Genomic DNA, 24,238 nt, shown 5'->3' with positions numbered 1-24,238 from the left:
ATCCCACCTTTATCTGAATTTTTAGATTCCCTATTTTATAATAAATAAAAACCTATCGTTTTGATAGGTTCGGTTAAATTATCCATTATTTTCCATAGTGGCCCCTCAATGTGCGAATCGTTTCCGTACCCCTTATTGCACGTACAACAAATTTCACATTAGGTTTTATACTAACAACCTTTCTTTGGTTTCTCTCCATCGTTCTCCCACCCTAAATTAATATATCTGGTTTCAAAGGATTGAAGTTCAAAGTTCCCTTTTAAATTAGACCATAAAGACTCGTAAAGTTTTTCTGTATATGATTCAGTTGTATATCTAGTAATTTTTGATATATAAGATAATTCAAATGGTTCATTTTGTGCTAATACAAACAAATTAAAAATACCCATACGTCTTATCATTTGAGGTGAAACCGTATAATTAATATTAGCTATCGAACTGTATTTCCGAAACATTTTGTTAATTGCATCCCTTGTCATTGGACCCTTTTGTCCAATTAATAGTTTGTTACTTTGATAAATGGGTCTGACTTCTAAATAGTCTTTTATCATTTTAATAAGAGGCTCAGTTATGCTAATTTTTCTTATAGTAGACTGGGATTTTGCACCTTTTGAAATTTTAAATCGTATATAACCTTGTGACGGATTAGTAATTTCTATATCATCCAGTTCAATATTAATAAGTTCAGAAATCCTGCAACAAGTTCCGTATAATAAGTGAAATATAAGAATATCTCTCTTATTTCGCACTTCTAATAATGTTTGCCGCAGTCTATCTAAATCATTAAAACTCATCATTCTCATATTCCCGTTGTTTGTTTTAATCTTAATTATTTCATTTGGTTCAATCTTTAATGTGGATTCTCCAATATGATACAAAAATTTGTTATACCGAGTGACACTCTTAATTTTTCGCAAAACAGTATTTTCGCTATATTCGGAGTATAGAAATATTGTATATTCATTTAATACTTCTTCTGTTATTTTGGGGTCTAGTTTTTTACTCTTTAACCAGTCGTAAAACTGAGCAATGTCAAATACATAGCTCTTAATCGTATTTTTAGACAAGCCTTGTCTTTCTAATTCATTGATAAATTTTTCGATCATGCGTACGCCCACTCCATTTCTTTTATTTACCTTAATTTTACAAAATTCTACATAACTTGTATACATAATTTTTATTGAGTTTAATAAAAAAGATGGGTATCCTTGCTAACCCATCTGTCTATCTATACTAATACTATTTATTGAACTCCATCTTCCAACTAAAATATTCGTTATCAGGATTTTTCTCATAACGTAAATTAGCATCAAACTTATTGCCTTTTTTACTCGTTAGTCCTTTAACCAAAACGACTCCATTTTTTAAAAGGCTTTTTACCATTGTTTTTGTTGGTTTCTTTTTCATTGAAGCTAAATATTTATCATTCTTCCAAATGACAAATTTACAGCCATTTTTCCAGTTGCTACATCCAAAGCCTTTCTGACCTTCAATAATTCCATGCCCGCAAAGAGGACATTTTCCAAGAACCTCAATGGTTTTCTTTTCGTTTGATACTTCATTAATAATGATGTCTTTTTCATTTTTAATTGTTTTAACAGCATTTGTTGTAAAATCAAAAATTAAATTCAAGAAACTTTCCTTAGTAAACTTTTGCTTTTCAATATCAGACAATGTTTTTTCCAATCTACCAGTGAATTGTAAATCAAACAAATCCTTTACTGGAAATGTTTCAACTAACTTTCTTCCTAGTTCCGTACAAATCAAGTTTTTATTTTGAGTAGCAATATAACCGACATCTTTTAGTTTTTTTATTGTTTCAGCTCTTGTAGCTGGTGTACCAATGCTATAACCACTTAAAATAGCAGCCATCATTTCTTCACTGTCTTCATCCTCTTTGTCTTTACCCTTGCCGCATGTTTCCATTACTCTTAATAATGTTTTTTCTGTATGGTATTTTGGTGGTTTCGTTACATGAGAAGTCAATTTGTGGTCTTCAATACTTACGACCTCATTTATATTAACTAAAGGTAGAATAGTATCCTTCGATTCGATTTTCTCAACCTTTTTCCATCCTTCAACTAATTGAACCTTCCCTTTAGATAAAAATTCTCCCTCTACATTATTTACAGTTGTTTTTAGAGTAGTCTCTTCATATTCCGCTATAGGCATAAATTGCATTAAGAACCTATTTTTCACAGCACTATATACAATCATTTCATCATTAGTCAATGCTTTAGGGATTAAATACGTTGGAATAATGGCACTGTGACTTTCAACCTTCTTATTATTAAACACCCTTTTTGTTCTTGTAAATCTCAGTTCACTTTCATAAGGCAGTCCTTTTTTTAGAGCATTTAAAACATTTTCTGCCCGTTCAACAAGACTCTCATCCAAAAAATTGCTAGAAGTCCGGGGATAGGTGATTAGTTTTTTCTCATACAATGATTGTGAAATCCGCAAAACTTTGTCCGAAGTCCAGCCCTGATATTTGTTCGTAATAAACCCTTGAAGATTGGATAAATTAAATAAATAAGGGGGATATTCATTTTTTTTCTCAACATTTTTTTCGGATACGGCGCCCTCTTTTCCAGACAAAAGGGAATCAATATCCATTAGAACTTGTTTATCTTTAAATTTATCCTCATTGTTAAGATAATAAATCCCTTCATATTCACTACCTGATCGGGTTGCAAATAATGCTTTTAGTTTAAAATAATCTTCTGGAACGAAATTTTCTATTTCTTTATCTCTGTCATAAATAATTTTTAAAGTTGGTAGCAAAACCCTTCCAATATTAAGCGCTTGTCCTTTACCCTTTTGATATTTTAATGTTGCCATAGAAGTAAGATTAATTCCTATTGTCCAGTCCGCCCATTGTCTACCTATACCTGCATCTCTTAAAGGCATCATCTCATCGTTGGGTATTATATTTTTTAGACCCTTTAGTATTTCATTCGGTGTCCACTCATTTAATAGTAATCGATAAACCTTTTTACCATGTTTTATCATATATAAGATCGTATCTCCAATAATTTGTCCCTCTCTATCATAGTCACACGCAGATATAAGATTAGTAACATCATTTCTTTTAATTAGACTATAAATGATTTTCAATTGTTTTTTTGCGCCTAAATCTTCTTTATCTCGATTTTTTTGATTTGATTTCACCTTATATCTAAATTTATCTGGAATGAAAGGAAAGTTTTCTGTTCTCCATTTTGCCATTTTCTCATCATAATCTTTTGCATCAAATAACTGTAAAAGGTGACCAAAAGCCCATGTGATAATATAATCGCTGCCCTCAAAATAACCATCCTGTCTACTTTTTATTTTAAGTGCATCTGCTATATTCTTAGCTACAGAAGGCTTCTCTGTTAGTATTAGTGTTTTGCCCATCTTGATGGTATTCTCCCTTCTTAACTTCGTTTAAAACATAATAACTACTAATCTTTAATTTTTGAACTCATAATTAATATTTTATATTTATAAAGTTTTTTCGGCTTGTCAATCTGAAGATTTATTTAGGGAATTTAGTGAAAGAACCAATAAAAAAGGATATATTAAAAATTAGAAGTTTTGATATAGAGGTTTTGAAAAAGTTGATGTGATTTTCTTCTTACTACAAGTTTAATCCTTATTATGAATAAATAGCTATTGCATAAAATTTAAATTGTCCCAAATAATCTAAATACCTGTAATTTCTTCTCCTTTTAAATACTAATTACTCCATTATGTCCACTTTCATTATGTCCACAACATATGGACATGCTACAAACGGCTATAATTCAGCTTTTCTCCTATTCTATCAATTATGTCCATATCCTTTTTTGTATATAATGCTCTCGGATACGTAATATACTTTTTTTCGTATAGTGATTGGGCTACTTTTAATACTTTTTCTGAAGTCCAGCCTTTATATTTTGAAGTAATGTAACCTTGTAAGTTGGATAAATTGAATAAGTATGGTGGGAATTCACGCTTTCTCTCCACCTTTTTTTCCATAATTGTAGCTTGTTTTTCATTAATAAACGATACAATTTGTTGCAACTCTTCCATTTTTGGAAATTTATCTTTGTTATCAATGGTATATATGCCTTCGTATTTCTGTCCACTTTCCGTTTCAAAAGTTGCCACTAATTTAAAATAATCTTCAGGCGTAAACTGCTCAATCTCTTTGTCACGATCATAAATTATTTTTAATGTTGGTAGTAATACACGGCCTATATTTAAAACCTTTCCAGACCCTTTTTGATATTTTAACGTTGCAACTGAAGTTAAGTTGATCCCTATAACCCAATCAGCCCATTGTCTTCCAATGCCAGCATCTCGTAATGAAGCCATTTCACTGTTTGGTCGTATTGATTGTAGACCTTTTAATACTTCTTCTTTTGTCCACTCATTAAGTAATAGACGATATACTGTTTTATTTATTTTTGTATTATAAATAATCGTGTCTCCAATAATTTGTCCTTCACGGTCATAGTCACATGCAGAAATAATGCCATTTACATCTGGTCGTTTCATTAGTCCATAAATAATCTTTAACTGTTTTTTAGCACCTAAATCTTCTTTACCTTTTTGTCTTGGGTTACTTTTAACTTTATATTGAAATTGCGAAGGTATAAACGGAAAATAATTCATGTTCCATTTCCCCATTTTAGCGTCATAATCTTTCGCATCATATAGCTGAAGGAGATGACCAAAAGCCCAAGTTATAATATAGTTTGAACCTTCGTAATACCCATCTTTTTTTCCTTTAATATTTAAGGCATCCGCTATATTTTTAGCTACAGACGGCTTTTCAGCTATTATTACTTTCATTGCTTTATTCCCCTTACATTTATATTTCTCTTTTATAACTTAGCGGTATGAAACATAATATAGTTTCTTGTCGGTTTCCTCTTTATTATAAAATAGAAACAAATGTTTGTCTAAAGGTAATGGATGTTGCTTTCTGGAATAATGGTTGTAACCGTAATAGTAGGTATATAATGGTTTTCTATTATTCCTACTATTATGTGGCCTTTAAAAAATATTGCAAACGAATGCTCTCTATCACTAAGTAAATTCACCACTTCTTGTTCAATTACTTGTAAGATTTGCTGTTTTGAAAAAGAATACAACGATAAGTTCGGTTTTAATCTTATAATAATTTCCTCGTTATTAACTGGAATTCTTAACATAATAATCCCCCCTAATCATTTATATGAACCGTTACCAAAAAGTATTAACGAGGACAATTTGACCTTAGGGGGACATTTATTGTATATTAAAATCGTCATCAAGTCTTCGATGGACAAGATGGCGAAATAAATATTTGCTCAACGTATTAGGAGGAAAAAACATGCAAAACGGTAAAGTAAAATGGTTTAACAACGAAAAAGGTTTCGGCTTCATCGAAGTTGAAGGTGGCGAAGATGTATTCGTACATTTCTCTGCTATTTCAGGAGATGGTTTTAAATCTCTAGAAGAAGGTCAAGAAGTTTCTTTTGAAATTGTAGAAGGAAATCGTGGACCTCAAGCTGCTAACGTAGTGAAATTGTAATTTCATGATTTAAATATAGCGGTTATATAGAAAAAAATGAAAGCCCTTCAAATTTAGTTTTGAAGGGCTTTTTCATCGATTAGGAAATTATAAAAATGGAAAGTTGTGGATAACTACTAACTTTGTGTTGCTACGTCTAGCTCCTTTGGAAAAGGCCCTCGAGACATAAGTCAGTCACTTCCGGTGGACAAAGAGCGTCCACCTGCAGCGCCGCACCTTTCTTGTCGGGCCAGAACGAGCCGCCTGCGCTTTTGTTCTCTTTATATTATAATGCTTTCCTTACAAAAGTTTATTTTTCATACTTAGAAAATCTAACGAAAATGTCGCAAAAAAGATTTTTTAGATCTTTCCTTAGCGATTAAACGGATGTATAGAACTTATGCTCTTAACTAAACATAATTGTTAGGAGGAGGTTTTAACATGGCAAATGAAAATCATCAAATGCATACTGGTTATAACGATTTAATGCAAGTACAAGTGTCTATTGAAACAGCTGAAAAAATGGTAGGTTCTGCTACAATGAGTATGGATCCTGAAAGTCTAGATCATGCTGAACGTGCAATTGGAAACGCTCGTACCCTATTATCGGAAGCAAATCAAAATAGTACTGGGTTAGACACGAACTTCCTACAAAATGCAGAGCAATCGCTTTTAAGATGTGAACACCAATTGGAGGAAGCACGAAAATAAACAAACCGCCTTTTTAGGCGGTTTTTTGCATTCCTATTATTTAGATAACTGTTCGCCCAGTCTCTTTATTTCACTCCCAACTGTACATTCATTTATACAGAAAGATTGTGCGAACGTTTTACCACCTTCTTTTCGCAGCGTTTGTTTTACGAGACATTCGTGACAATACGTATCAAGTATTTCACCAACCTCCATTAAGATCTTTTTTCTGTTCATCTTCCGTTGTTCACCCCTACTAATTAATTTCCATATGGCTTTCAATAGGCGTACCTTGAAGAGCTTGTTCTGCCAGCCTATCTGCCTCAGTATTCTCTTTCCTACCTACAGCTTCGTAAAATGGTTTTATTCGTAAAGCTTTTAAACGCTCCTCTATTTTATCTAGCCATTTATTAAAAGATTCATCATAGCATGGCCATTCTCCTGAAAGTTGATTAATTACCACTTGTGAATCACCTTTAAACGTTACTTCACAGTTGGTAATTTCCAAAAGTTCCAGTTGTTGAACCAAAAAGTAAAAAGCTGCATATTCCGCTTCGTTGTTAGAATCTAGCTCTTCTAGCCTTGCGTTATATCTATTTCTAAATTGCTTTTTGTTCTGTTGATAGTATATAACAGCACCAACTCCTGATAAATGAGTTTCCAAATCAAACCCACCATCAAAATAAGCAACCACATCCGATATTTCAGTATCACTTTGTTTTAACCATTTGCTTAACTCTTTTTTAGTCCATGTTGAACCATTTTCGTCGTATAGTTCTATCTGTTTTACTCGTCCTGTTTTTTCTATATCTTCTAATAATAAAAGTGCGTGTTGTACAGTTAACTCTTCACTCTTAAATAAAGATTTTAGCTTTTTAGGGGTAGCATATGTCCATTCAATTGTTATTTTCATTGTAAACCCTCTCTAAATTTTTTCAATATATCTTTTTAAAAATGGAAAACCAATTTATAATTAAAACTTAATATGTATTCTTATCTTATCACAGCAAGTATGTAAATATGTTACAACAAGCTATACAATGTGAAAGTATCTTTGCTTTTTTTAAGCTAGATTCAATACTGTGAATCAGGAGTGAGGAAATATGATTGAAGTTTATATCGACGGTGCAAGTGCCGGTGACCCAGGACCATCTGGCGCTGGAATATTTATTAAAGGCCATGGAAAAGCAGAACAATACTCAATTCCACTAGGTATGATGTCAAACCATGAAGCAGAATATCATGCTTTAATTAAAGCGTTACAGCTTTGTGTTGAATATAACTATAAGGTTGTGTCGTTTCGAACGGACTCGCAAGCAGTTGATCGATCAATGGAAAAACAATTTGCTAAAGATGATCGTTACAGTTCTTTAGTAGAGGAAGCGTTAAGATTGGCAGACAAGTTAGATTTATTTTTTATTAAATGGATTCCTAGCAAACAAAATAAAGTTGCTGATCGATTAGCAAGAGCAGCAATCAAGTTAAACGAGGGAGTATAGGGAATAATGGGGAAAAAAATGACAGCAGATTTATCATTACTTTTTGTAGCATTTATATGGGGGGCAACTTTTGTATTAGTGCAAAATGCAATAGCATTTTTACCTCCTTTAGCTTTTAATGCAATCCGATTTTTTATGGCAGCAGTTGTACTATTAATACTATTAATTTTTTTACATAAACGAAATCGCATTGTTATACATAAGAAATTACTACTTTCTGGATTTCTTTTAGGTATTTGGCTATTTTTAGGATATGGTTTCCAAACTGTCGGGTTACTGTTTACGACGTCCTCTAAAGCAGGATTTATTACCGGTTTAAGTGTCGTATTAGTACCGATTATTTGCTTCATTTGGTTAAGACAAAAAATAAGACCGCAAGCTAGTTTAGGTGTTATTATCGCAACGGTTGGCTTATATTTTTTAACGTTATTAGACTATTCAACGCTTAATGTTGGAGATTTCTTTGTTTTACTTTGTGCGTTTTCATTTGCAGGGCATATCGTACTAACTTCTAAATATGCAAAAGACCATTCACCACTAATTTTAACTACTATACAGATTTTGACTGTATCTATACTTAGTTTGATTGCGTCACTTATTTTTGAGAAGCCTTGGACTATTAACTATTCGGTTGTACTAAAAGTAGAAGTAGTATTAGCTCTTTTAATTTGTGCGTTATTAGCAACAGCTTTAGCATTTTTTATACAAACGCATTTTCAACAACATACATCCCCAACGAGAGTTGCTCTTATTTTCGCAATGGAACCTGTATTCGCAGCTACTACAGCATACTTTTGGGCAGATGAAAGGTTATCGTTAATGGCAATAACTGGTTGTGTTTTTATCTTTTTAGGTATGATATTAGCAGAACTTCCTATCAGGAAGCGGATTGAGAAGATTGAAACATTTTAAATAAGTTACCTTTAATAACAAAAGAAGTAGCAGAACCATTTGCTCTGCTACTTTTACTAAATTATCGCTCTTATTTTTGCTAATTCATACGCTTCTTTTTTTGTTTGTATTTGTTCTGTTTTTATTTCTTCTAATAATGACACGAAAAAACTACCATCGAATTGTCTTTGTGCTTTTAACGTGAGTTCAATCGCTAAGTTAACTTGTACATCGTTACACCCTGTGTAATGTTTACCAAACTGAATAAATCCTAATGCATCTTCTTTAAATACAAAGCCTTTTGCGGTAAGGTTTTCAATATAATGTTCCGTGCTTATATTTCTCAAAATAACCATCCCTATCCCTTTTTGTTCCCTATATTAATTTTACCGCAAAATCCGACATTTGCCTATTTCTTTTTTGATAAAGCGTAACCTGCTGCCCCAATTAACATTCCTAATAAAGCTCCACCTACTACTTCTTCGGGTTGATGTCCGAGACGTTCTTTAATTCTTCTTTCATTTTGATCATATTCATGTCTATCAGGCTTATCTTGTAAACGTTCGACTTCTTCGTGAATATCATTGACAGCTAGAGAAAGTTCACCAGTTTGTCTCCTAACACCTTGTGCGTCATACATTACAATTAACCCAAATATACAAGAAAGCGCAAAGTCAATAGTAGATACTCCCCTTTTCATTGCAATAAAAGTAGCTAATGATGAAACGCCAGCAGAGTGTGAACTTGGCATACCACCCGTTTCAAAAAACATTTTTACATCCCATTCCCCTGTTTGTATAAACTTTATCGGAATTTTTAATGCTTGTGTCAACATCATAGCACTTATTGCAATTTTAATTGCTAAATTCACCATCATCACCTCTACCTTAGTTTTGTTTATCTCTCAAGATGTATTCATTTTTACAAACTGTAAATAAGCATATTTTTTAAATGGTGAGGTAATATAACATTGGAGGTGGTTAATAATGAGTAAAAACAAACAAAGTAATCGTGGTAAAGCCGCTCCAGGTGTGAATCCACAAGGTTACGGACAAGATTCTGGTTCTGTATCTCCTAAATCAAAATTAGAAGATCGAGCAAAAAGAAGTAACACTAAAATTTAAGCAGCTAATAAAAGAACAAATGCCCATATAGTCAATTAACAATAAAAGAACCCTACGTTTAAAAACGAAGGGTTCTTATTTATTCATTCTTTTGTTATCCCATTTAGCCTTATACTTAAATTTTTAAGTAAATCTGAAGGAATTATATTATTTTCGTCTATTTTTAATTGATCTTCATTCGAATTGGTTTCTTTTATAAGAGCCATTTCTTTATGAATTGCTTCCATTTTTCTGTCTAATGAATTCGCAGTATATGCGGCTGTTTTTAATTCGTTTACTAATGTTTCTGGAACTTTACCATTGTATTTATAGTATATTTTATGCTCTAAACTAGCCCAAAAGTCCATTGCAATTGTTCTAATTTGTACTTCCACACCAACATCCTCTACCCTATCCGACATAAATACAGGAATTTGCAATATTAAATGCAGACTTTTATAGCCATTTTCTTTAGGGTTTTTAATATAATCTTTAACGCTAACCACTTTAATATCTTGTTGTTTTTGTAGCATCTCCGCAATTTCATAAATGTCAGATAGGAATGAACATGTAATTCGAATTCCTGCAATATCTTTAATATTCTCTTTTATAGAAGAAAAGCTTATCTCTAGTCCTTTTTTGTTCAACTTTTTTAAAATGCTCTCAGGTGATTTTAATCTTGATTTTACATGTTCAATTGGGTTGTATTCATGCATATATTGAAATTCTTGTTTTAATATATCAATTTTTGTGTTCAATTCGTCCAAAGCAAATTTATAAGACATCATAAACCGAGTAAATTCGTCTTTCCAATATTTTAAATCGTTTTTTAAGTTTATAGCTTGTATAGCGTTCATTACAAAGTCTCCTTTAAGTAGCTTACAAGTGTATTTACATTTTTGTTTATCTGGAAATACAAGATGAACGTGTGGTCAATTGTGACTGACTAGTCATTCTGTATCCTTATTTTAATATGTTTATATTAATTTTTCAAGTTTTAACCGTTCTGAACTAAAGAAAAAGAAATATAAAACGACGGATCTTGACACAACAACAGAAAGGAATGAAAAAAACTACTTCTTCATTCATGGAGAAGTAGCTTTAGAACATGAAGATATAGTATACGATCATTAAAAGTAGACCAAGTGGTAACCCAATTGTTGCCCACTCTTTACTAGTAATTTGTAGCTTACCAGCTGCTATTATATTTGGAATATTACCTGGTATTAACATACCGCCACTAATAATTAAACCTAATAAAATAGACCGCACTGTTTCTTGCTCCATTACAGGGCTAATTTCTGCAGCGGTTAAGGTTGCATTATCTAAAATTGCGGAGGCCATATTAATCCAATAAAGTGCAGATGGAGTAAGGCCTAAAAAATATTTTTGAATAAGTGGTTCAAAGCCTTCCCCAAGGAAAGTGAGACCCATTACAAAAAAATAGATTTTTAAAGACCTGACTAAAATGTCTTCATATGTTTCATTATCTTTTACTTCATGATATAACCCTCTTTGGACGTAAGGTTGTACGACAACTGCTCCTACTAATCCTAAACTTAAAACACCTAATATTACTTCTTTTCCTAATAGTCTTATTAAATAGAAGAAGTCTCCATCCAATTTATTTATAGCAATTGTTGCTAGCGGTTCACCTGTAGGGGTTAATGCCGCTCCAAGTCCAATGGAAAAGCACGCAATTACAACAAATCGAATAGTGGATGCTCTTTTCAATTGAAGGGAGCTTACTATTAATACTAAAAGTAATGCAGCAATTATTGCTGTAATAATACTAGATACTAGCCCTAAAAATACGATAACGAGAAAAACAAATAAGCGAAACGGTATAATATTACTTATTTTATTAATGGCTAATTGTAAAGGTTTACGAAACCATTTAAATAAAAAACCAGCACCTAATACTGCTAGAGTTATATAAATTGGGGCAAATGCAGCATTTAAGAAAAGAACACTATTCATTACTCCACCAACAATAGCCGCCAACACTCCTATAAAAAATAAAAACAATTCTAAATTTCGTTCTACCACTCTACTAGTTAACGGGATAAATAAAACTAATAAAAATATAAAAATCAAGCCTAATATCAATAGTTGTCAACTCCATAATATTTTTCAACACAATCTATGTATATGCAGAAGTCGGACAAACTAGAAGGAATTCTATAGGACAAAAAAGATGAAACCAATCGGCTTCATCTTTAACATACTTTATTAACGATGGAGTGCAAGTTTTTAAATTCAAGTTCATCAAATTTAGAAAACACTTTTTCACGGTTAATCGTAATCGACGCTTCTTCTAAACTACACTCTACAGGAACTTCACAATGAATTTCTGCTAACTTCCTTGAGAGATGTAATAAATCCATTCCCTCTTCAAACTTCTTTTGTTGAGCTTTTGTTAAGGAAGAAATATTGTTTAATATACCTTCGATCGACTTGTATTCCAGTAATAATTTAGTAGCAGTTTTTTCTCCAATCCCTTTAACTCCTGGATAATTATCACTAGGGTCACCCATAATAGCTTTTAAGTCAATTAGCTGTTCTGGTGTGAGGCCTTTCTTTTCAACAAAACCATCGTGATCAAACACTTCATAATTTCCGTATCCATTACGTATTAATGCCACTTTTACATTATTCTTTAATAATTGTAAAATATCTTGATCACCAGTTAAAATAATTACTTCTGCTTCATTTCTATATTTATTAGTTAACGTTCCGATACAATCATCTGCTTCATACCCTTTTAATCCTATGTTAGGTATATCAAAAGCTTCTACCACTTCTTTTACTAAATCAAATTGTGGGACTAACTGTTCTGGTGGAGCAGGTCGATTTCCTTTATACTCATCAAACATCTCTGTCCTAAACGTTTTACTACCCATATCCCAACAACAAACTATATGAGTCGGATTAAAGGACTCAACAGCAGTTACCATATGTTTAACAAAACCTTGAACTCCGTTAGTCGGTATACCATTCGATGTATACATAAATCGATTGTAAACACTAGTTGCATAGAATGATCTAAAAAGTAACGCCATTCCGTCTATTAATAATACTTTTTTCATTTTAACACGCTCCTCTACATACAGTTAAAATTATAACATATTGTTCTGTGTTCTAGAGGACAAACTATATATTTGGTGGAAGTTTACAAGATTTTTATCGTATTACTTAAAGCTAGAGGTAGAGACATAACTATTTTTTTAAAACAAAAAACGAACAAAAAATTAGGAGGTTGGAAATAACCCGCTCCGGAAATTCTGCAATTGTTCGTTTTTTAATCATGACTATTTTAGTTTTGTCTCAGCCACATTTCCTTACTCATATTCTTTTTCAATATTTTTTGTACTTCTTATTGTATTTATTGGTCTAACAAGACTCTCGATTTGTTCGCGTTTTCCTTCTAAAAATGGTGGTAGCGATAGCTTCTCGCCTAAAGTTTCATACGGTTCATCTCCCATGAAACCTGGTCCATCTGTAGCGAATTCGAATAAAATTTGTGGAGCAAGTCTTGCGTAAAGTGACTCGAAGAAGAAACGGTCGACATGACCAGACGTTTGGAAACCGAAGCTACGTAAACGTTGATCCCATTCAAGTATCTCTTTTCTATCCGCTACACGAAATGCAGCGTGATGAAATGTACCAAATCCTTGACGTGCCTGAGGTAAAACGGTATTGTGCTCTGCGATAACAGAGGCTCCGTTACCACCTTCTCCTACTTCAAATAAATAATAATCTCCTTCTTTAGAGCTCTCTTTAAACATGAGAACCTTTTCCATCATTTCTTTAAAATATTTAATATCTGCCACTCGAATAAATAAAGGTCCTAACCCAGTAATTGCGTATTCTAAAGGAATAGGACCATTTTGCCAAGCAGTTCCAGAAGCAACACCTTCGTTTTTTTCATCAGAAATTAGTTGATAATGTTGATCATCAAAATCAACAAAGGATAAAACTTTTTTACCGAATTGTTCTTTTACGCCGCTATGACTAACATTTAAACGATTAAATCGTTTTTCCCAGTATTCAATGGCTGCATCTGATGGCACTCGGAATGAAGTTTTGAAAATTTCATTTGTTCCGTGTACCCCTTTTGGTATACCTGGAAAATCAAAAAATGTCATATCCGTTCCAGGACTTCCTGTATCGTCTGCGAAAAATAAGTGATATGTTTGAATGTCATCTTGATTCACTGTCTTTTTCACTAATCTCATTCCTAATGTATATGTGAAGAATTCGTAGTTTTTTTCAGCACTACTAGTAATAGCAGTTACGTGATGTATACCTTTTAGCATTTTATATCCTCCTAATTAAGCTAGTTTCTATTATCTTGAATTCGAGATAAATATATCATTAGATTATGTTTGTGTCAACTGTTAACTTGCTTTAAGGATAATTTATACTCTCCAATGTTACCTTTTTCATACAAGTTAGTAATAGAAGTTGAGTAATTAGAAATCATTCCACGAAATGATAAGTTGCGTTCTGGGACTACAACATCAAATGTTCCACTATATAATAGTGTTGTAATGTCATGATAATGTTCACTATTTACGTAAAAAACAATTGAAATTGTTAATAGGTCATCTTCTATTTCCTCGTAATATTTCTCTATATTTATTGAATAACCATTTAAAGTAATTTCATTTACCATCATTTCACACTCCTAAGCTAAATAAAGCAACGGTATTATTATAGCTAAAAAATAAGCACCGTTACAAATAACGGTACTTGTTCAAACATTATTTATTTAACGGGATTTTAAATTTATCATTAAAGTAATAGTAATTTTTTGAATGGTCACTTTTTAATATAATCGTTTCTGGTAATGTTTGATTTATAGGAATGTCCACTTGAAATATAATATTAGAATTAGTAGTTCTTCGACTCATAGAGTTAGCATCAACATCTTCCCAATAGAAATCTAAATAAGTATTTTCGTTTTCTCCCCATTCATAGTCTACATACCACATATAATCAAAAATATACGTTTCTGCTATGTGTTCTTTCATTTTTTGTTGTCCAATTATCGATACTTGTAAACGCTCGGGTCTTTCGTCATTCGCTTCTAATTTTTCGACTTTTACGTAGTCAAAATCAATATACTCATCTTTAATAGATAAAGGAATTTGAATACCATCCTTTAACGGAACTTCCATTTCGATATTTGCAACATCATAAAATTCAATTGATTCCAATAAGAAAAATAAATCCTCATCCTTTTTGCCTTTCGTTGTTGGCATATACGCATCCTCATTATAATAATAATGGTGATACATATGGGTTTGCTGTCCATAATACTGCCATGGCTCATAATAACTAGATAGCGACATGCGATTATACATATAACTGAAAGGATATAAGGATTCTCCCTGATCATTAACTATACGATATTGATAATGAAAACCTTGATCATCTGCATAGTTTAATTCTTCTCGTTTAGCCATCCTCCTCTCTTCCTCAGCCTCTGTATAATCCACTGTAAATGTTAATTCACTACCAACTTCACTATATTTAAATTCATTAATAATAATTTGATACTTATCTAATATCGTCTTTGTTTCATAGGAAGTAAATACTTCTGCTTCCTTTAAACCTTTACTATATTGGATAGGAAGATCAATTTCCCAACTTCCGAATATTCCACCTATCCTATAGGGCAGAAGTTTTATTGTAAATTCTTCAGGTAAGGTTTCACTTACATCACTCAAATAAAAATATATAGACCCTTCCTTTAAATCGTCACTTGTTGAAATAATGGAAGTTTGTTCTATTGGTACAAATTCATTGTCTAATTGTATTTGTAATAATCCAAGCTGATACACATTGAGCATATGTGTGTCATTATTTAAGTATGTTGCATCTAATTCTCTCTCTGTTTCTATTTTAAAGTCTATTTTCGATAATGTTGAGGTTATGTCAATGCCCGTTATTTCCATAGTTATTTCTTTATCGCTTGCCGTATAGGTACCCTCTTTCCATACGTTGTAAAATTCGCCGTGTTTCATATAGTTACTTGCAAGAGTGGTCCATTTTTCCAACGTTGGTTGAAAAATAATAAACATTGTAAAAATACCGATAATACTTCCAGCTGCTATTGATTGATAAATTGCCTTTTTTCTTTTACTTTTTTTATTCATACTATACGGTTTTAATTGTTGTAATACTTTATTTTTTATCATTTCTGGACATGCAGCTTGATTAAAATAATTATGTATTATCTTTAGTCTTTTCTTTATTTCTTCTCTTGTTTCTCGACAGAAAGGACAAAACTCTAAATGATCGTCTATTGTTACCCTTTCATAACTACTTATGTTTCCTAATACATATAGAAAAAGGAGGTTAGGTCTCATACACTCCTCTTTAGATGACAAGTTCTCATTAATTAACTGCCAAAGTGCTTTCTCCACTTCTAAAGGTACTTCTTTTTTTTCTTCTTGAAATATATAGTGCAAAATTGTTTTTTTATATGGCGTGGTGAGTTGTTGAAAGGTCGTAACGAATGATAAGTGTTTTTGGTCATGAAGTACTGATGTTGAGGTTCTTGGTCGTTTTTTTTCAAATAAGTAGGTAACAATTCTTTCGGAAATCCAGCATGAAAAAGGCTCGGATTGATTATAGTTTTTTAAACTTTCGTATATATAAATAAATGTATTAGCAACCACATTTTCACTTTCTTCTTTATCATACCCTAATAGAAGAGCAGATTGATAAAGTCTAGATCCATAGTCTTCTAAAATCTCTTCAAAGGAATCTTTATTCCCTTCTAAAATAGACTGTATGTTCATACATTACATCCTTTAACAACAATATGTTTAATAATGCCTATCAAATTATCTATTATATAACACCATTTTAATACGAAACTGATAGTATTTTCAATATATTTAAAATATATAAGTCTATTTCGAAGGTAGAAAACATAATAAAAAGGCTACCCGAATAATGGTAGCCATTTACTTTTAGTTATTCTTAATTTCCACACAATTTATTTCGCCAAACTTTACAGCACCCTCATTTATATGAACCACTTCATTCGCTGCTAAATTAGTGAAAATAACAGGAGTTATAGTAGACGCTGCTTCGTTTTCAATAATCTCTAAATCTACTTGTAATAATGGTTGACCTTGACTAACTTTATCACCCTGCTCAACAAGGTTTTCAAAGCCTTTACCTTTCAAGTTTACAGTATCAATACCAACATGAACGAGAACTTCTCGGCCGTCTTCCGTTACAATACCTACTGCGTGCTTCGTTGGGAAAAGATTAACAATAGTCCCTTCAACAGGTGAAACGACTGTCCCCTCTGACGGTTTGATCGCAAAACCATCTCCCATCATTTTTTGCGAAAAAACTTGATCAGGTACTTCGGATAAAGGTAAAAGCTGTCCTGTCATAGGTATTGCTATTGTTGACGTTTTATTTACATTACTCTGTACTTTTTCTGAAGTAGCTGCTACTTCCTCCATAACTGGAGTTTTACCATTGATTATATCTTGGATTTGTCCTTTAATAATTTCTGAACGCGGACCAAATATCGCCTGAATATTTTTATCTATCTGCATTACGCCAGAAGCACCAAGTTTTTTCAATTGATTTTTATCTACTTGATTTACGTCTTTAACGCTAACGCGAAGACGTGTAATACATGCATCTAAACTAGTTAAGTTACTTTCTCCGCCTAGAGCTTTAAGAACACCTAATGGTAACTCATTCTTACCAGCATTTCCATTGTCAGACTTTTCTTCTACATTTACTTCTCGTCCAGGAGTCATTAAATTAAACTTCTGAATTGCGAATCGGAATCCGAAATAATAGATAACTGCAAATAGTAATCCGACTGGAATTACAAGCCACCAATCTGTTTGGTTTGGTAGGATACCGAATAGGATAAAGTCGATAACCCCTCCTGAGAAAGTCATACCTATTTTTATATCTAACATATGCATAACCATGAACGATAAACCAGCAAATACTGTGTGTATCGCAAATAATAATGGCGCAACAAACAAGAAACTAAATTCAAGTGGTTCCGTTATTCCTGTTAAGAATGACGTTAATGCTGCAGAACCCATAATACCTGCAACCATTTTCTTTTGTTCTGGACGTGCACAATGATAGATTGCAAGTGCTGCTGCTGGTAATCCGAACATCATAAATGGAAATTTACCTGTCATAAATGTACCAGCGGTTAATTCAGCACCATCTCGAATTTGCGCAAAGAATATTCTTTGATCTCCACGAACAATTTCACCGGCAGCACTCGTATAACTTCCAAATTCAAACCAAAACGGTGAATAGAAAATATGATGAAGTCCAAATGGTATTAATGCTCGTTCAATTACCCCGAACACAAATGCTGCAATTGTCCGGTTAGATTCTGTCATTATATAAGAAAACGTATTTAACCCTTCTTGCGCATACGGCCAAATAAAGTTCATAATAACACCTAAAACCAATGCAGCGGCAGCCGTCACGATTGGAACGAAACGTTTACCAGCAAAGAAACCTAAATACGTAGGTAACTCGATATTATAATACTTATTATACATATAGGCCCCGAGTAACCCGGCTATTACCCCACCGAAAACACCCGTTTGTAACGTTGGAATTCCTAAAACGTTTGCATAAGCTGGGTTTAAATCTACATCTGCAGCAGTTATGCCTCCAATAACACTCATCGTTACATTCATAATTAAGTAGCCAATCATTGCGGCAAGGCCAGCTACACCATCTCCACCTGCTAATCCAATTGCGACACCAATAGCAAACAATAGTGGTAAATTAGCAAAAACTATATCTCCCGCTTGTTCCATGATAGACGCAAGTAAAACAACCCATTCAGCTTCTAGCGCTGGTATTCGATTTGTTAAGCTAGGGTTTTGAAGCGCATTACCAAATGCTAATAAAATCCCCGCTGCAGGTAATAATGCAACCGGTAGCATTAATGCCCTACCAACACGTTGCAAAGTACCAAAAGTATTCTTTAACATCTTTCTTTCCTCCTATTTACAACTAGAAATAATGAAGCATTTATGTAAAATGTTTCAGATAACAACAAAAAAACATGAGAAAAAGAATCGGTTAAAAAATGAAGATAGAAAAATTCTGCCTTTATTTTTTAGCCTTTTCTCCCTCTCATGCCTGCACTACCAGTAACACGTGAAAAAAAGCGTGTTTATTTTATTGTTGTTTAGAAAGCCTTTGCAAATGAAGCGTTATGTAAACGGCTTCTTCATCTGGTACAGGCTTTTGTAATTTCTGTTGCATTATCTTAATCAATTTCCAAGCAAGATTGTAACATACAGGATATTCATTTTGCAATACTTTTGCTAATGTTTCTTGTTTTTCAGAGGGAATGTTCCCTTCTGATATGCGCTCAATGGAACAGTGAAAGTGATGAACTAATCGAAGGTAATTAACATCTTTTCTATCAATTTTTATATTTAAAGATATTTCTATTATTTGTACAAGTTCATTAATAAGCTGTGTATGACGATTAATTTCAGAAAGATTTTTATTTGTTAAAGCACTATGAATATGAAGGGCAATAAAACCAACTTCTCCTTCAGGTATATCGATATTTAATTTTTTATTTAACCAGTTAACAACTTCCATCGCTACTGAATATTCTTTCGGATATGCTGATTCTGTTTCGTTTAAGAAAGGATTTTTAATATCTATCCCTTGTTGTATTCTCTTAACAGCAAAATATAGATGATCTGTTAACCCAACATGAATATGTTCATTTAATTGAATTTGTAATCGTGTCTCTATCTTTTCCATACATTCATTCATTAACCCGATGAAGGATTCGTCAACATAATCAAGTAACTGCTTGTACTGTTGTTGTTCTTTTTCATTTTTTAAAACAAAAAACTTTTCAGCTTTCTCACTAGAAATATTTTCTCCAGGCTTTTTTCCGAAACCAATACCTTTACCTGTCAATATTACTTCATTATAGCTCGGATGAATTGCGATAAGAACATTATTATTTAAAACTTTCTTTACTTGCAACATAATACTGAAACCCTCCAGTAACCTCATTCGACAAAATTAGACACTATTCTATCACTCTATTATAAATTAAGCTACAATAAAATGATAGTCAAGAAGTTGGCGATACAAATGGTATAGTAAATTGTAGTAAGTATAAAAGAATCGTTAATGTTATTAGATATACTTAGCCAAAACACACCTATAGAGGGGAATCAACACTTAAATGGCGTTGTAATATTTTTCATTTTAATATTTTTTTACTTACTTGTTTTTCTAACCATTTCCAAGGGATAATATTTTTCCATTTAATTTGTGTTTTAATTGCCCTACCAACAGGATATCGTAAAGGTGGATTTGGATTCTTAACTGCCTGTACTATTGTTTCCGCTACTTCAAGTGGATTTTGAGCGTTTTCTTCAATGTGCTCAACAACTTGGAACATTTTGCTTTTATATGCTGCATATGGAGATGTTTCGTTTACCTTTATTCCTGAAAATCCTTTTGTCCAAATATCTGTTCGGTAAGAACCAGGCTCTATTAATACGACTTTTATTCCAAATGGTAATAGTTCAAACCGTAAAGATTCACTAAATCCTTCTACGGCAAATTTGGAAGAAGCATATGCACCTAAGGCTGGAAAACCAAAATGTCCACTTATACTGCTCATGTTAACTATTGTCCCATTCCTACTTTGCCTCATATGAGGGATAACTTCTTTCGTAAGTGCAACTAAACCGAAAAAATTTGTTTCAAACTGTTCTCTCAACTCTTCCATTTTCATTTCTTCAATGAAACTTCCAAATGCATAGCCAGCATTATTAATTAAGACGTCAATCCGATCATATTTTTCGATAGTAGTTTGTATTACTTCTTTTATACTATTATGATTAGTAACATCTAATTGGATAATATGGATAAATTCAGACAAACCAGCTCTTTCTATTTCTTCTACTAACAATGTCTTTTTTTGTAGATTACGCATTGTAGCGATAACTGTATATCCTTCTTTAGCCATCTCAATTGTTGTTAAAAGTCCAAAACCACTAGATGTTCCTGTAATAAAGCAAATAGGTCTGTCCATTTCCGTTTCTCCTTCTACTTTTAGTGTACGTCTTAAAAAGTGTTATCTTTGTATATATTCGACTCCATCTAGATAATAATAATAGCATAGTACTTATTGCTAAATAATGGTTTACTAAAATATAGTTGAAATTATAATAGAATCGTGTTATATTAATTAAGCGATGAGCTGAATTGTGTAAGTCGAGCAACGAGCCATTTTGGCAGGCACTATGTGGAGTGCTGTTTACTCGCCTCAATTTTCGAAAAAAAAGAAACCTGCATTTATGTAGGTTTCTTTTTTATGTTCAAATAAACATTATTTCAATCTATTTTAAAATACGGGTTTTCATTTAATGGAGTCCAAAGGCTTGTTTGCTCTAGCATCGCCGCCATTTTTAATAATAAATCTTCCTTTCCTCTTGCTGCCATAAATTGAACTCCTACAGGTAAACCTTCGTTTGTTACATGGAGAGGTACAGACATTGCTGGTTGACCTGTTAAATTGGCTAGTTGAGTAAATGGTACTCTTTTCAAGCTATCTTCCACTAACTTATCTACGATTCCAAGTTTCTTCAACAGTTTAGCAGACCCGATTTTCCCTGTTACTTCTAATGCAAGCTTTTCCAATGATTTTAGGTCATGGTCTCCAATTTTAGCAGGTGGAAATGCTGTTGTTGGAGTTATATAAAGATCATACGTTTCGTGAAAAACTTCCATTTCATATGCAGCTCTATCCCATTCCTGTAAACTAAGAACAAATTCTTGTGCAGTTGTAGCCTTCCCGAGCAAGCTTAAAAGCCAAGTAGTCGGTTCTACATCTTCATATTTCACTCTTTTTCCAATTACTTCTTCTAATCGTGATATAGAGGCACTCACTTCTCCAAAATATAGTGTAATATAACTCGCTGCCAACTTCTTACCATCGACCGGTGCATTCTTTTCTATTACATGATGTCCTAAAGATTCTAAATGCTTTACGGTTTTTATTACAGCAGCCTGGCACTCTTTGTTTACTTCAGTTAGAATAGGAGATTCGATAGAAAAGGCTATTTTTAAAGGAGTCTCTATCCCTTTTTCTATTTCCTTTAAGTACCTTCCATTAAACGGAGGTGCCGTATAAGCCCCTGCTTTTTCTACACCGTTTAATATATCCAGTAATGCAGCACTATCTCTTACCGTTTTTGTTATTGCATGTTCCACTGTTGCACCTTGCCAATACCGTCCGTTTTTTGGTCCAACAGGTGTTCTCCCTCTAGTAGGTTTTAAACCAAATAATCCACAATATGCTGCTGGTATTCTAATGGAACCTCCGCCATCGTTTGCTCCAGCAAATGGTACCATGCCTGATGCAACAGCTGCAGCTGAGCCACCGCTAGAGCCACCAGGTGTATAATCTAAATTCCAAGGATTTCTAGTTGGGCCATAGTGTTTCGGTTCTGTAACTGCCATTAAACCAAATTCTGGAACGTTTGTGTAACCTAGAAAAAGCAACCCTTGTTTTCTTAATCGTTTTACATATTCCGAATCTTCGTTTGAAACATAGTCTTTATGCACTTTGGAGCCTAGCGTAAGTGGCTCCCCTTTCATTTCTTGTGAGATATCTTTTAACGCAAATGGTACTCCAGCAAAGATACCTTCATTTTCATCTACTATTTCTTTTTGTACCTTCTCTTTTCGAGTATAAATAAAGGCATTTACATCTTTATTAACTGATTCCATTTTATTTAAAGCTGCTTCCAAAACTTCGGGTTTACTAACTTCCTTCTGCTTAATCAACTCGGCTATTCCTAAACCATCATAATTTTCATATCCAAAATGATTCAACTAAATCCCCCCTTTTATGCTACATACCGTATTCTCTATTTTTCATCTAGAAACCTTCTAAAACAAAAACAATTATTTTTAACTCCCTCCTCACCTTAACACGAAATATATTTCGTTCGCATAGGCTACTATACGAAACATCTTTGCTTCGTATTCTCTGCGGAAGGGAGATTTTTATCGATGGAACTTACTTTTGCACATTGGATGTATTTAATAGGGACATTAGTAATAATCGGAACCATGTTATTTAGACAGAACGTAGTAGTTCCGTCCATATTAGTTACATTTTTAGTAGGTTGGATTTTCAGTGGCTCTTTTACGTTTGGTTTACAAACAATCTTTAACGCAAGCTTAGTTGCCGCTGGTGAGCTTTTCAATATATTCCTCATAATAGCAATTATGACAGCATTGTTACATTCACTAAAATCGTTAGGAACAGACGAACAAATGATTACCCCATTTCAACGAATAATGAAAAATGGTCATATTTCATTTTGGGTAATCGTTTTTGTAACGTATGCAATCTCACTATTCTTCTGGCCAACACCTGCAGTCCCGCTAGTCGGAGCACTATTAATTCCTGTAGCAGTCCGTGCTGGACTACCGCCAATCGGTGCAGCGATAGCCATTTCTCTTGCAGGTCAAGGGATGGCATTGTCTTCAGACTATATAATACAAATTGCACCAACTTTAACGGCAACAGCAGCAGCTGTTGAAATTCATACCGTTGCAGATCGTGGTTTTGTGCTATCCATTATTACTGGAACAGTTGCCATTGTTCTAGCTTATATTTTAATAAGAAAGCATATTCAAAAGCCTTCCATTGACCATTTACACATATGGGAGAAAACAGAACAAACAAATGAAGATTTAAAAGAAGAATTAAATAACCAGCAACAAAAAAGTAAATATAGTCTACTTTTTGCAATCCTTGTTCCAGCTACGTTTTTAAGTGTTATTGCCTACATGGTATTAGCGAAATTTGTTACATCTATTCCTTCTATAGAAGGCGGTACAGGTGCTGCGCTTATCGGTGGTGCATCTGTTTTATTATTAATTGCTGCTTCTACATTTCGTAATGTTCGAACATCGCTTTCAAATGTAAGTGATAATTTAGTTAAAGGTTTCTTGTTTGCGTTTAAAGCAATGGGACCTGTTATACCGATAGCTGGTTTTTTCTTTGTCGGTAGTGGCGAACTCTCAGCTAAAATTTTTGGCACAGGTAGTGAGGAAACCCCTTCGTTTCTTTTCGATTTAATTCTAGCTGGACAAAATTTCATTCCTGAAAGTGCGTTTATTGCCGGTTTCGGAATATTATTAATAGGTATGATTACTGGATTAGATGGATCTGGTTTTTCCGGTTTACCTCTAGTTGGCGCTCTTTCTGGTGCTTTAAGTGACAGTGTAGGTGTAGATGCTGCAACATTAGCTGCAATAGGTCAAATGGGTTCTATTTGGGTTGGTGGTGGAACGTTAATAGCTTGGTCGTCTCTTGTAGCAGTTGCCGGCTTTGCAAAAGTACCAGTAATGGAACTTGTAAGAAAAAGCTTCATACCTGTTGTGTTAGGTTTGATTATCTCAACTTTTATAGGCTTGTGGATATTTTAATAGTAACGGTC

23 protein-coding genes and 1 pseudogene are annotated in these 24,238 nt (G+C 33.2%); 6 read left to right on the top strand and 18 right to left on the bottom strand.

The genetic code is table 11. From position 1 onward, the window contains the following. Positions 1 to 170: 170 nt before the first annotated feature. The 4 genes and pseudogenes from BC6307_RS10550 to BC6307_RS10535 all read right to left on the bottom strand — a co-directional run bounded on the left by BC6307_RS10550 (position 171) and on the right by BC6307_RS10535 (position 5,186). The gene (locus BC6307_RS10550; RefSeq protein WP_066418430.1) at positions 171 to 1,106 is read right to left on the bottom strand and encodes a tyrosine-type recombinase/integrase; all 936 of its coding nucleotides are present in this window, start codon (positions 1,104 to 1,106) and stop codon (positions 171 to 173) included. 133 nt (positions 1,107 to 1,239) lie between these two features. Next, entirely contained in the window at positions 1,240 to 3,399 is a 2,160-nt protein-coding gene (locus BC6307_RS10545; RefSeq protein ID WP_066418433.1) for a type IA DNA topoisomerase, read from the bottom strand. 390 nt (positions 3,400 to 3,789) lie between these two features. Continuing rightward, a pseudogene (locus tag BC6307_RS10540) lies at positions 3,790 to 4,824 on the bottom strand (DNA topoisomerase); the annotation flags it as partial. Positions 4,825 to 4,934: 110 nt separating this feature from the next. After that, positions 4,935 to 5,186, bottom strand: a complete 252-nt coding sequence (locus tag BC6307_RS10535; RefSeq protein WP_066418435.1) for a hypothetical protein — start codon at positions 5,184 to 5,186, stop codon at positions 4,935 to 4,937. A 161-nt stretch (positions 5,187 to 5,347) separates the two neighbouring features. Here BC6307_RS10535 and cspD point away from each other — a divergent pair, with 161 nt between their 5' ends. Both cspD and BC6307_RS10525 read left to right on the top strand, forming a co-directional pair. After that, positions 5,348 to 5,548: a cold-shock protein CspD gene (gene cspD, locus BC6307_RS10530; RefSeq protein WP_066418441.1), complete on the top strand. Its 201-nt coding sequence runs from the start codon at positions 5,348 to 5,350 to the stop codon at positions 5,546 to 5,548. Positions 5,549 to 5,989: 441 nt separating this feature from the next. Next, positions 5,990 to 6,238, top strand: a complete 249-nt coding sequence (locus BC6307_RS10525; RefSeq protein ID WP_174522361.1) for a DUF2564 family protein — start codon at positions 5,990 to 5,992, stop codon at positions 6,236 to 6,238. A 36-nt stretch (positions 6,239 to 6,274) separates the two neighbouring features. Here the strand turns inward: BC6307_RS10525 and BC6307_RS10520 are convergent, their stop codons facing one another. After that, positions 6,275 to 6,454: a zinc-finger domain-containing protein gene (locus BC6307_RS10520; RefSeq protein ID WP_066414158.1), complete on the bottom strand. Its 180-nt coding sequence runs from the start codon at positions 6,452 to 6,454 to the stop codon at positions 6,275 to 6,277. Positions 6,455 to 6,473: 19 nt separating this feature from the next. Further along, on the bottom strand, positions 6,474 to 7,130 hold the full coding sequence (locus BC6307_RS10515; protein ID WP_066414161.1) for a reverse transcriptase-like protein: 657 nt from the start codon (positions 7,128 to 7,130) through the stop codon (positions 6,474 to 6,476). A 190-nt stretch (positions 7,131 to 7,320) separates the two neighbouring features. Between BC6307_RS10515 and BC6307_RS10510 the strand changes: the two genes are divergently transcribed. Both BC6307_RS10510 and BC6307_RS10505 read left to right on the top strand, forming a co-directional pair. After that, complete coding sequence (locus BC6307_RS10510; RefSeq protein WP_066414163.1) at positions 7,321 to 7,716, top strand: reverse transcriptase-like protein; 396 nt, start codon at positions 7,321 to 7,323, stop codon at positions 7,714 to 7,716. Positions 7,717 to 7,722: 6 nt separating this feature from the next. Beyond that, entirely contained in the window at positions 7,723 to 8,628 is a 906-nt protein-coding gene (locus tag BC6307_RS10505; RefSeq protein WP_066414166.1) for a DMT family transporter, read from the top strand. Positions 8,629 to 8,684: 56 nt separating this feature from the next. Here the strand turns inward: BC6307_RS10505 and BC6307_RS10500 are convergent, their stop codons facing one another. Both BC6307_RS10500 and BC6307_RS10495 read right to left on the bottom strand, forming a co-directional pair. Beyond that, positions 8,685 to 8,954 carry a DUF6123 family protein gene (locus tag BC6307_RS10500; RefSeq protein ID WP_412766285.1) on the bottom strand — a complete coding sequence of 90 codons (270 nt, stop codon included), beginning with the start codon at positions 8,952 to 8,954 and terminating at the stop codon, positions 8,685 to 8,687. Positions 8,955 to 9,016: 62 nt separating this feature from the next. After that, entirely contained in the window at positions 9,017 to 9,478 is a 462-nt protein-coding gene (locus BC6307_RS10495) for a divergent PAP2 family protein (RefSeq protein ID WP_066414310.1), read from the bottom strand. A 115-nt stretch (positions 9,479 to 9,593) separates the two neighbouring features. On the opposite strand from BC6307_RS10495, the gene sspL reads away from it, so the two are divergent. Continuing rightward, on the top strand, positions 9,594 to 9,731 hold the full coding sequence (gene sspL / locus BC6307_RS10490) for a small, acid-soluble spore protein L (protein WP_066414170.1): 138 nt from the start codon (positions 9,594 to 9,596) through the stop codon (positions 9,729 to 9,731). An 83-nt stretch (positions 9,732 to 9,814) separates the two neighbouring features. On the opposite strand, the gene BC6307_RS10485 is transcribed toward sspL, so the two are convergent. The 10 genes from BC6307_RS10485 to BC6307_RS10440 all read right to left on the bottom strand — a co-directional run bounded on the left by BC6307_RS10485 (position 9,815) and on the right by BC6307_RS10440 (position 22,619). After that, the gene (locus BC6307_RS10485; protein WP_066414172.1) at positions 9,815 to 10,567 is read right to left on the bottom strand and encodes a GTP pyrophosphokinase; all 753 of its coding nucleotides are present in this window, start codon (positions 10,565 to 10,567) and stop codon (positions 9,815 to 9,817) included. Positions 10,568 to 10,811: 244 nt separating this feature from the next. After that, on the bottom strand, positions 10,812 to 11,819 hold the full coding sequence (locus BC6307_RS10480) for a DUF1646 family protein (protein ID WP_066414175.1): 1,008 nt from the start codon (positions 11,817 to 11,819) through the stop codon (positions 10,812 to 10,814). Between the two features lie 110 nt (positions 11,820 to 11,929). Continuing rightward, a complete protein-coding gene (locus BC6307_RS10475; RefSeq protein ID WP_066414177.1) occupies positions 11,930 to 12,799 on the bottom strand; it encodes a 5'-3' exonuclease in 870 nt (289 codons plus the stop codon). Positions 12,800 to 13,051: 252 nt separating this feature from the next. Next, positions 13,052 to 14,029, bottom strand: a complete 978-nt coding sequence (locus tag BC6307_RS10470) for a ring-cleaving dioxygenase (protein ID WP_066414185.1) — start codon at positions 14,027 to 14,029, stop codon at positions 13,052 to 13,054. 74 nt (positions 14,030 to 14,103) lie between these two features. Then, positions 14,104 to 14,388: a DUF3219 family protein gene (locus BC6307_RS10465; RefSeq protein ID WP_066414187.1), complete on the bottom strand. Its 285-nt coding sequence runs from the start codon at positions 14,386 to 14,388 to the stop codon at positions 14,104 to 14,106. Positions 14,389 to 14,476: 88 nt separating this feature from the next. Then, complete coding sequence (locus BC6307_RS10460) at positions 14,477 to 16,522, bottom strand: RNA polymerase sigma factor (protein WP_066414193.1); 2,046 nt, start codon at positions 16,520 to 16,522, stop codon at positions 14,477 to 14,479. Positions 16,523 to 16,696: 174 nt separating this feature from the next. Then, the gene (ptsG, locus tag BC6307_RS10455; protein ID WP_066414195.1) at positions 16,697 to 18,727 is read right to left on the bottom strand and encodes a glucose-specific PTS transporter subunit IIBC; all 2,031 of its coding nucleotides are present in this window, start codon (positions 18,725 to 18,727) and stop codon (positions 16,697 to 16,699) included. Positions 18,728 to 18,917: 190 nt separating this feature from the next. Further along, the gene (glcT, locus tag BC6307_RS10450; RefSeq protein WP_066414199.1) at positions 18,918 to 19,754 is read right to left on the bottom strand and encodes a glucose PTS transporter transcription antiterminator GlcT; all 837 of its coding nucleotides are present in this window, start codon (positions 19,752 to 19,754) and stop codon (positions 18,918 to 18,920) included. A 220-nt stretch (positions 19,755 to 19,974) separates the two neighbouring features. Further along, positions 19,975 to 20,814, bottom strand: coding sequence for an SDR family oxidoreductase (locus BC6307_RS10445; RefSeq protein WP_066414201.1), 840 nt, complete (start codon positions 20,812 to 20,814; stop codon positions 19,975 to 19,977). 302 nt (positions 20,815 to 21,116) lie between these two features. Beyond that, positions 21,117 to 22,619 carry an amidase gene (locus tag BC6307_RS10440; RefSeq protein WP_066414208.1) on the bottom strand — a complete coding sequence of 501 codons (1,503 nt, stop codon included), beginning with the start codon at positions 22,617 to 22,619 and terminating at the stop codon, positions 21,117 to 21,119. Positions 22,620 to 22,799: 180 nt separating this feature from the next. Between BC6307_RS10440 and BC6307_RS10435 the strand changes: the two genes are divergently transcribed. After that, positions 22,800 to 24,227 (top strand): hypothetical protein, encoded by a 1,428-nt coding sequence (locus BC6307_RS10435; protein WP_066414210.1) that lies wholly within the window; start codon positions 22,800 to 22,802, stop codon positions 24,225 to 24,227. Positions 24,228 to 24,238: the final 11 nt, after the last annotated feature.

The sequence above is a fragment of the Sutcliffiella cohnii genome (genome assembly GCF_002250055.1).
GTDB classification, from domain to species: domain Bacteria; phylum Bacillota; class Bacilli; order Bacillales; family Bacillaceae_I; genus Sutcliffiella; species Sutcliffiella cohnii.
Note: the sequence above shows the minus strand (reverse complement) of the source record. Positions and strands in the feature narration are given on the sequence as shown.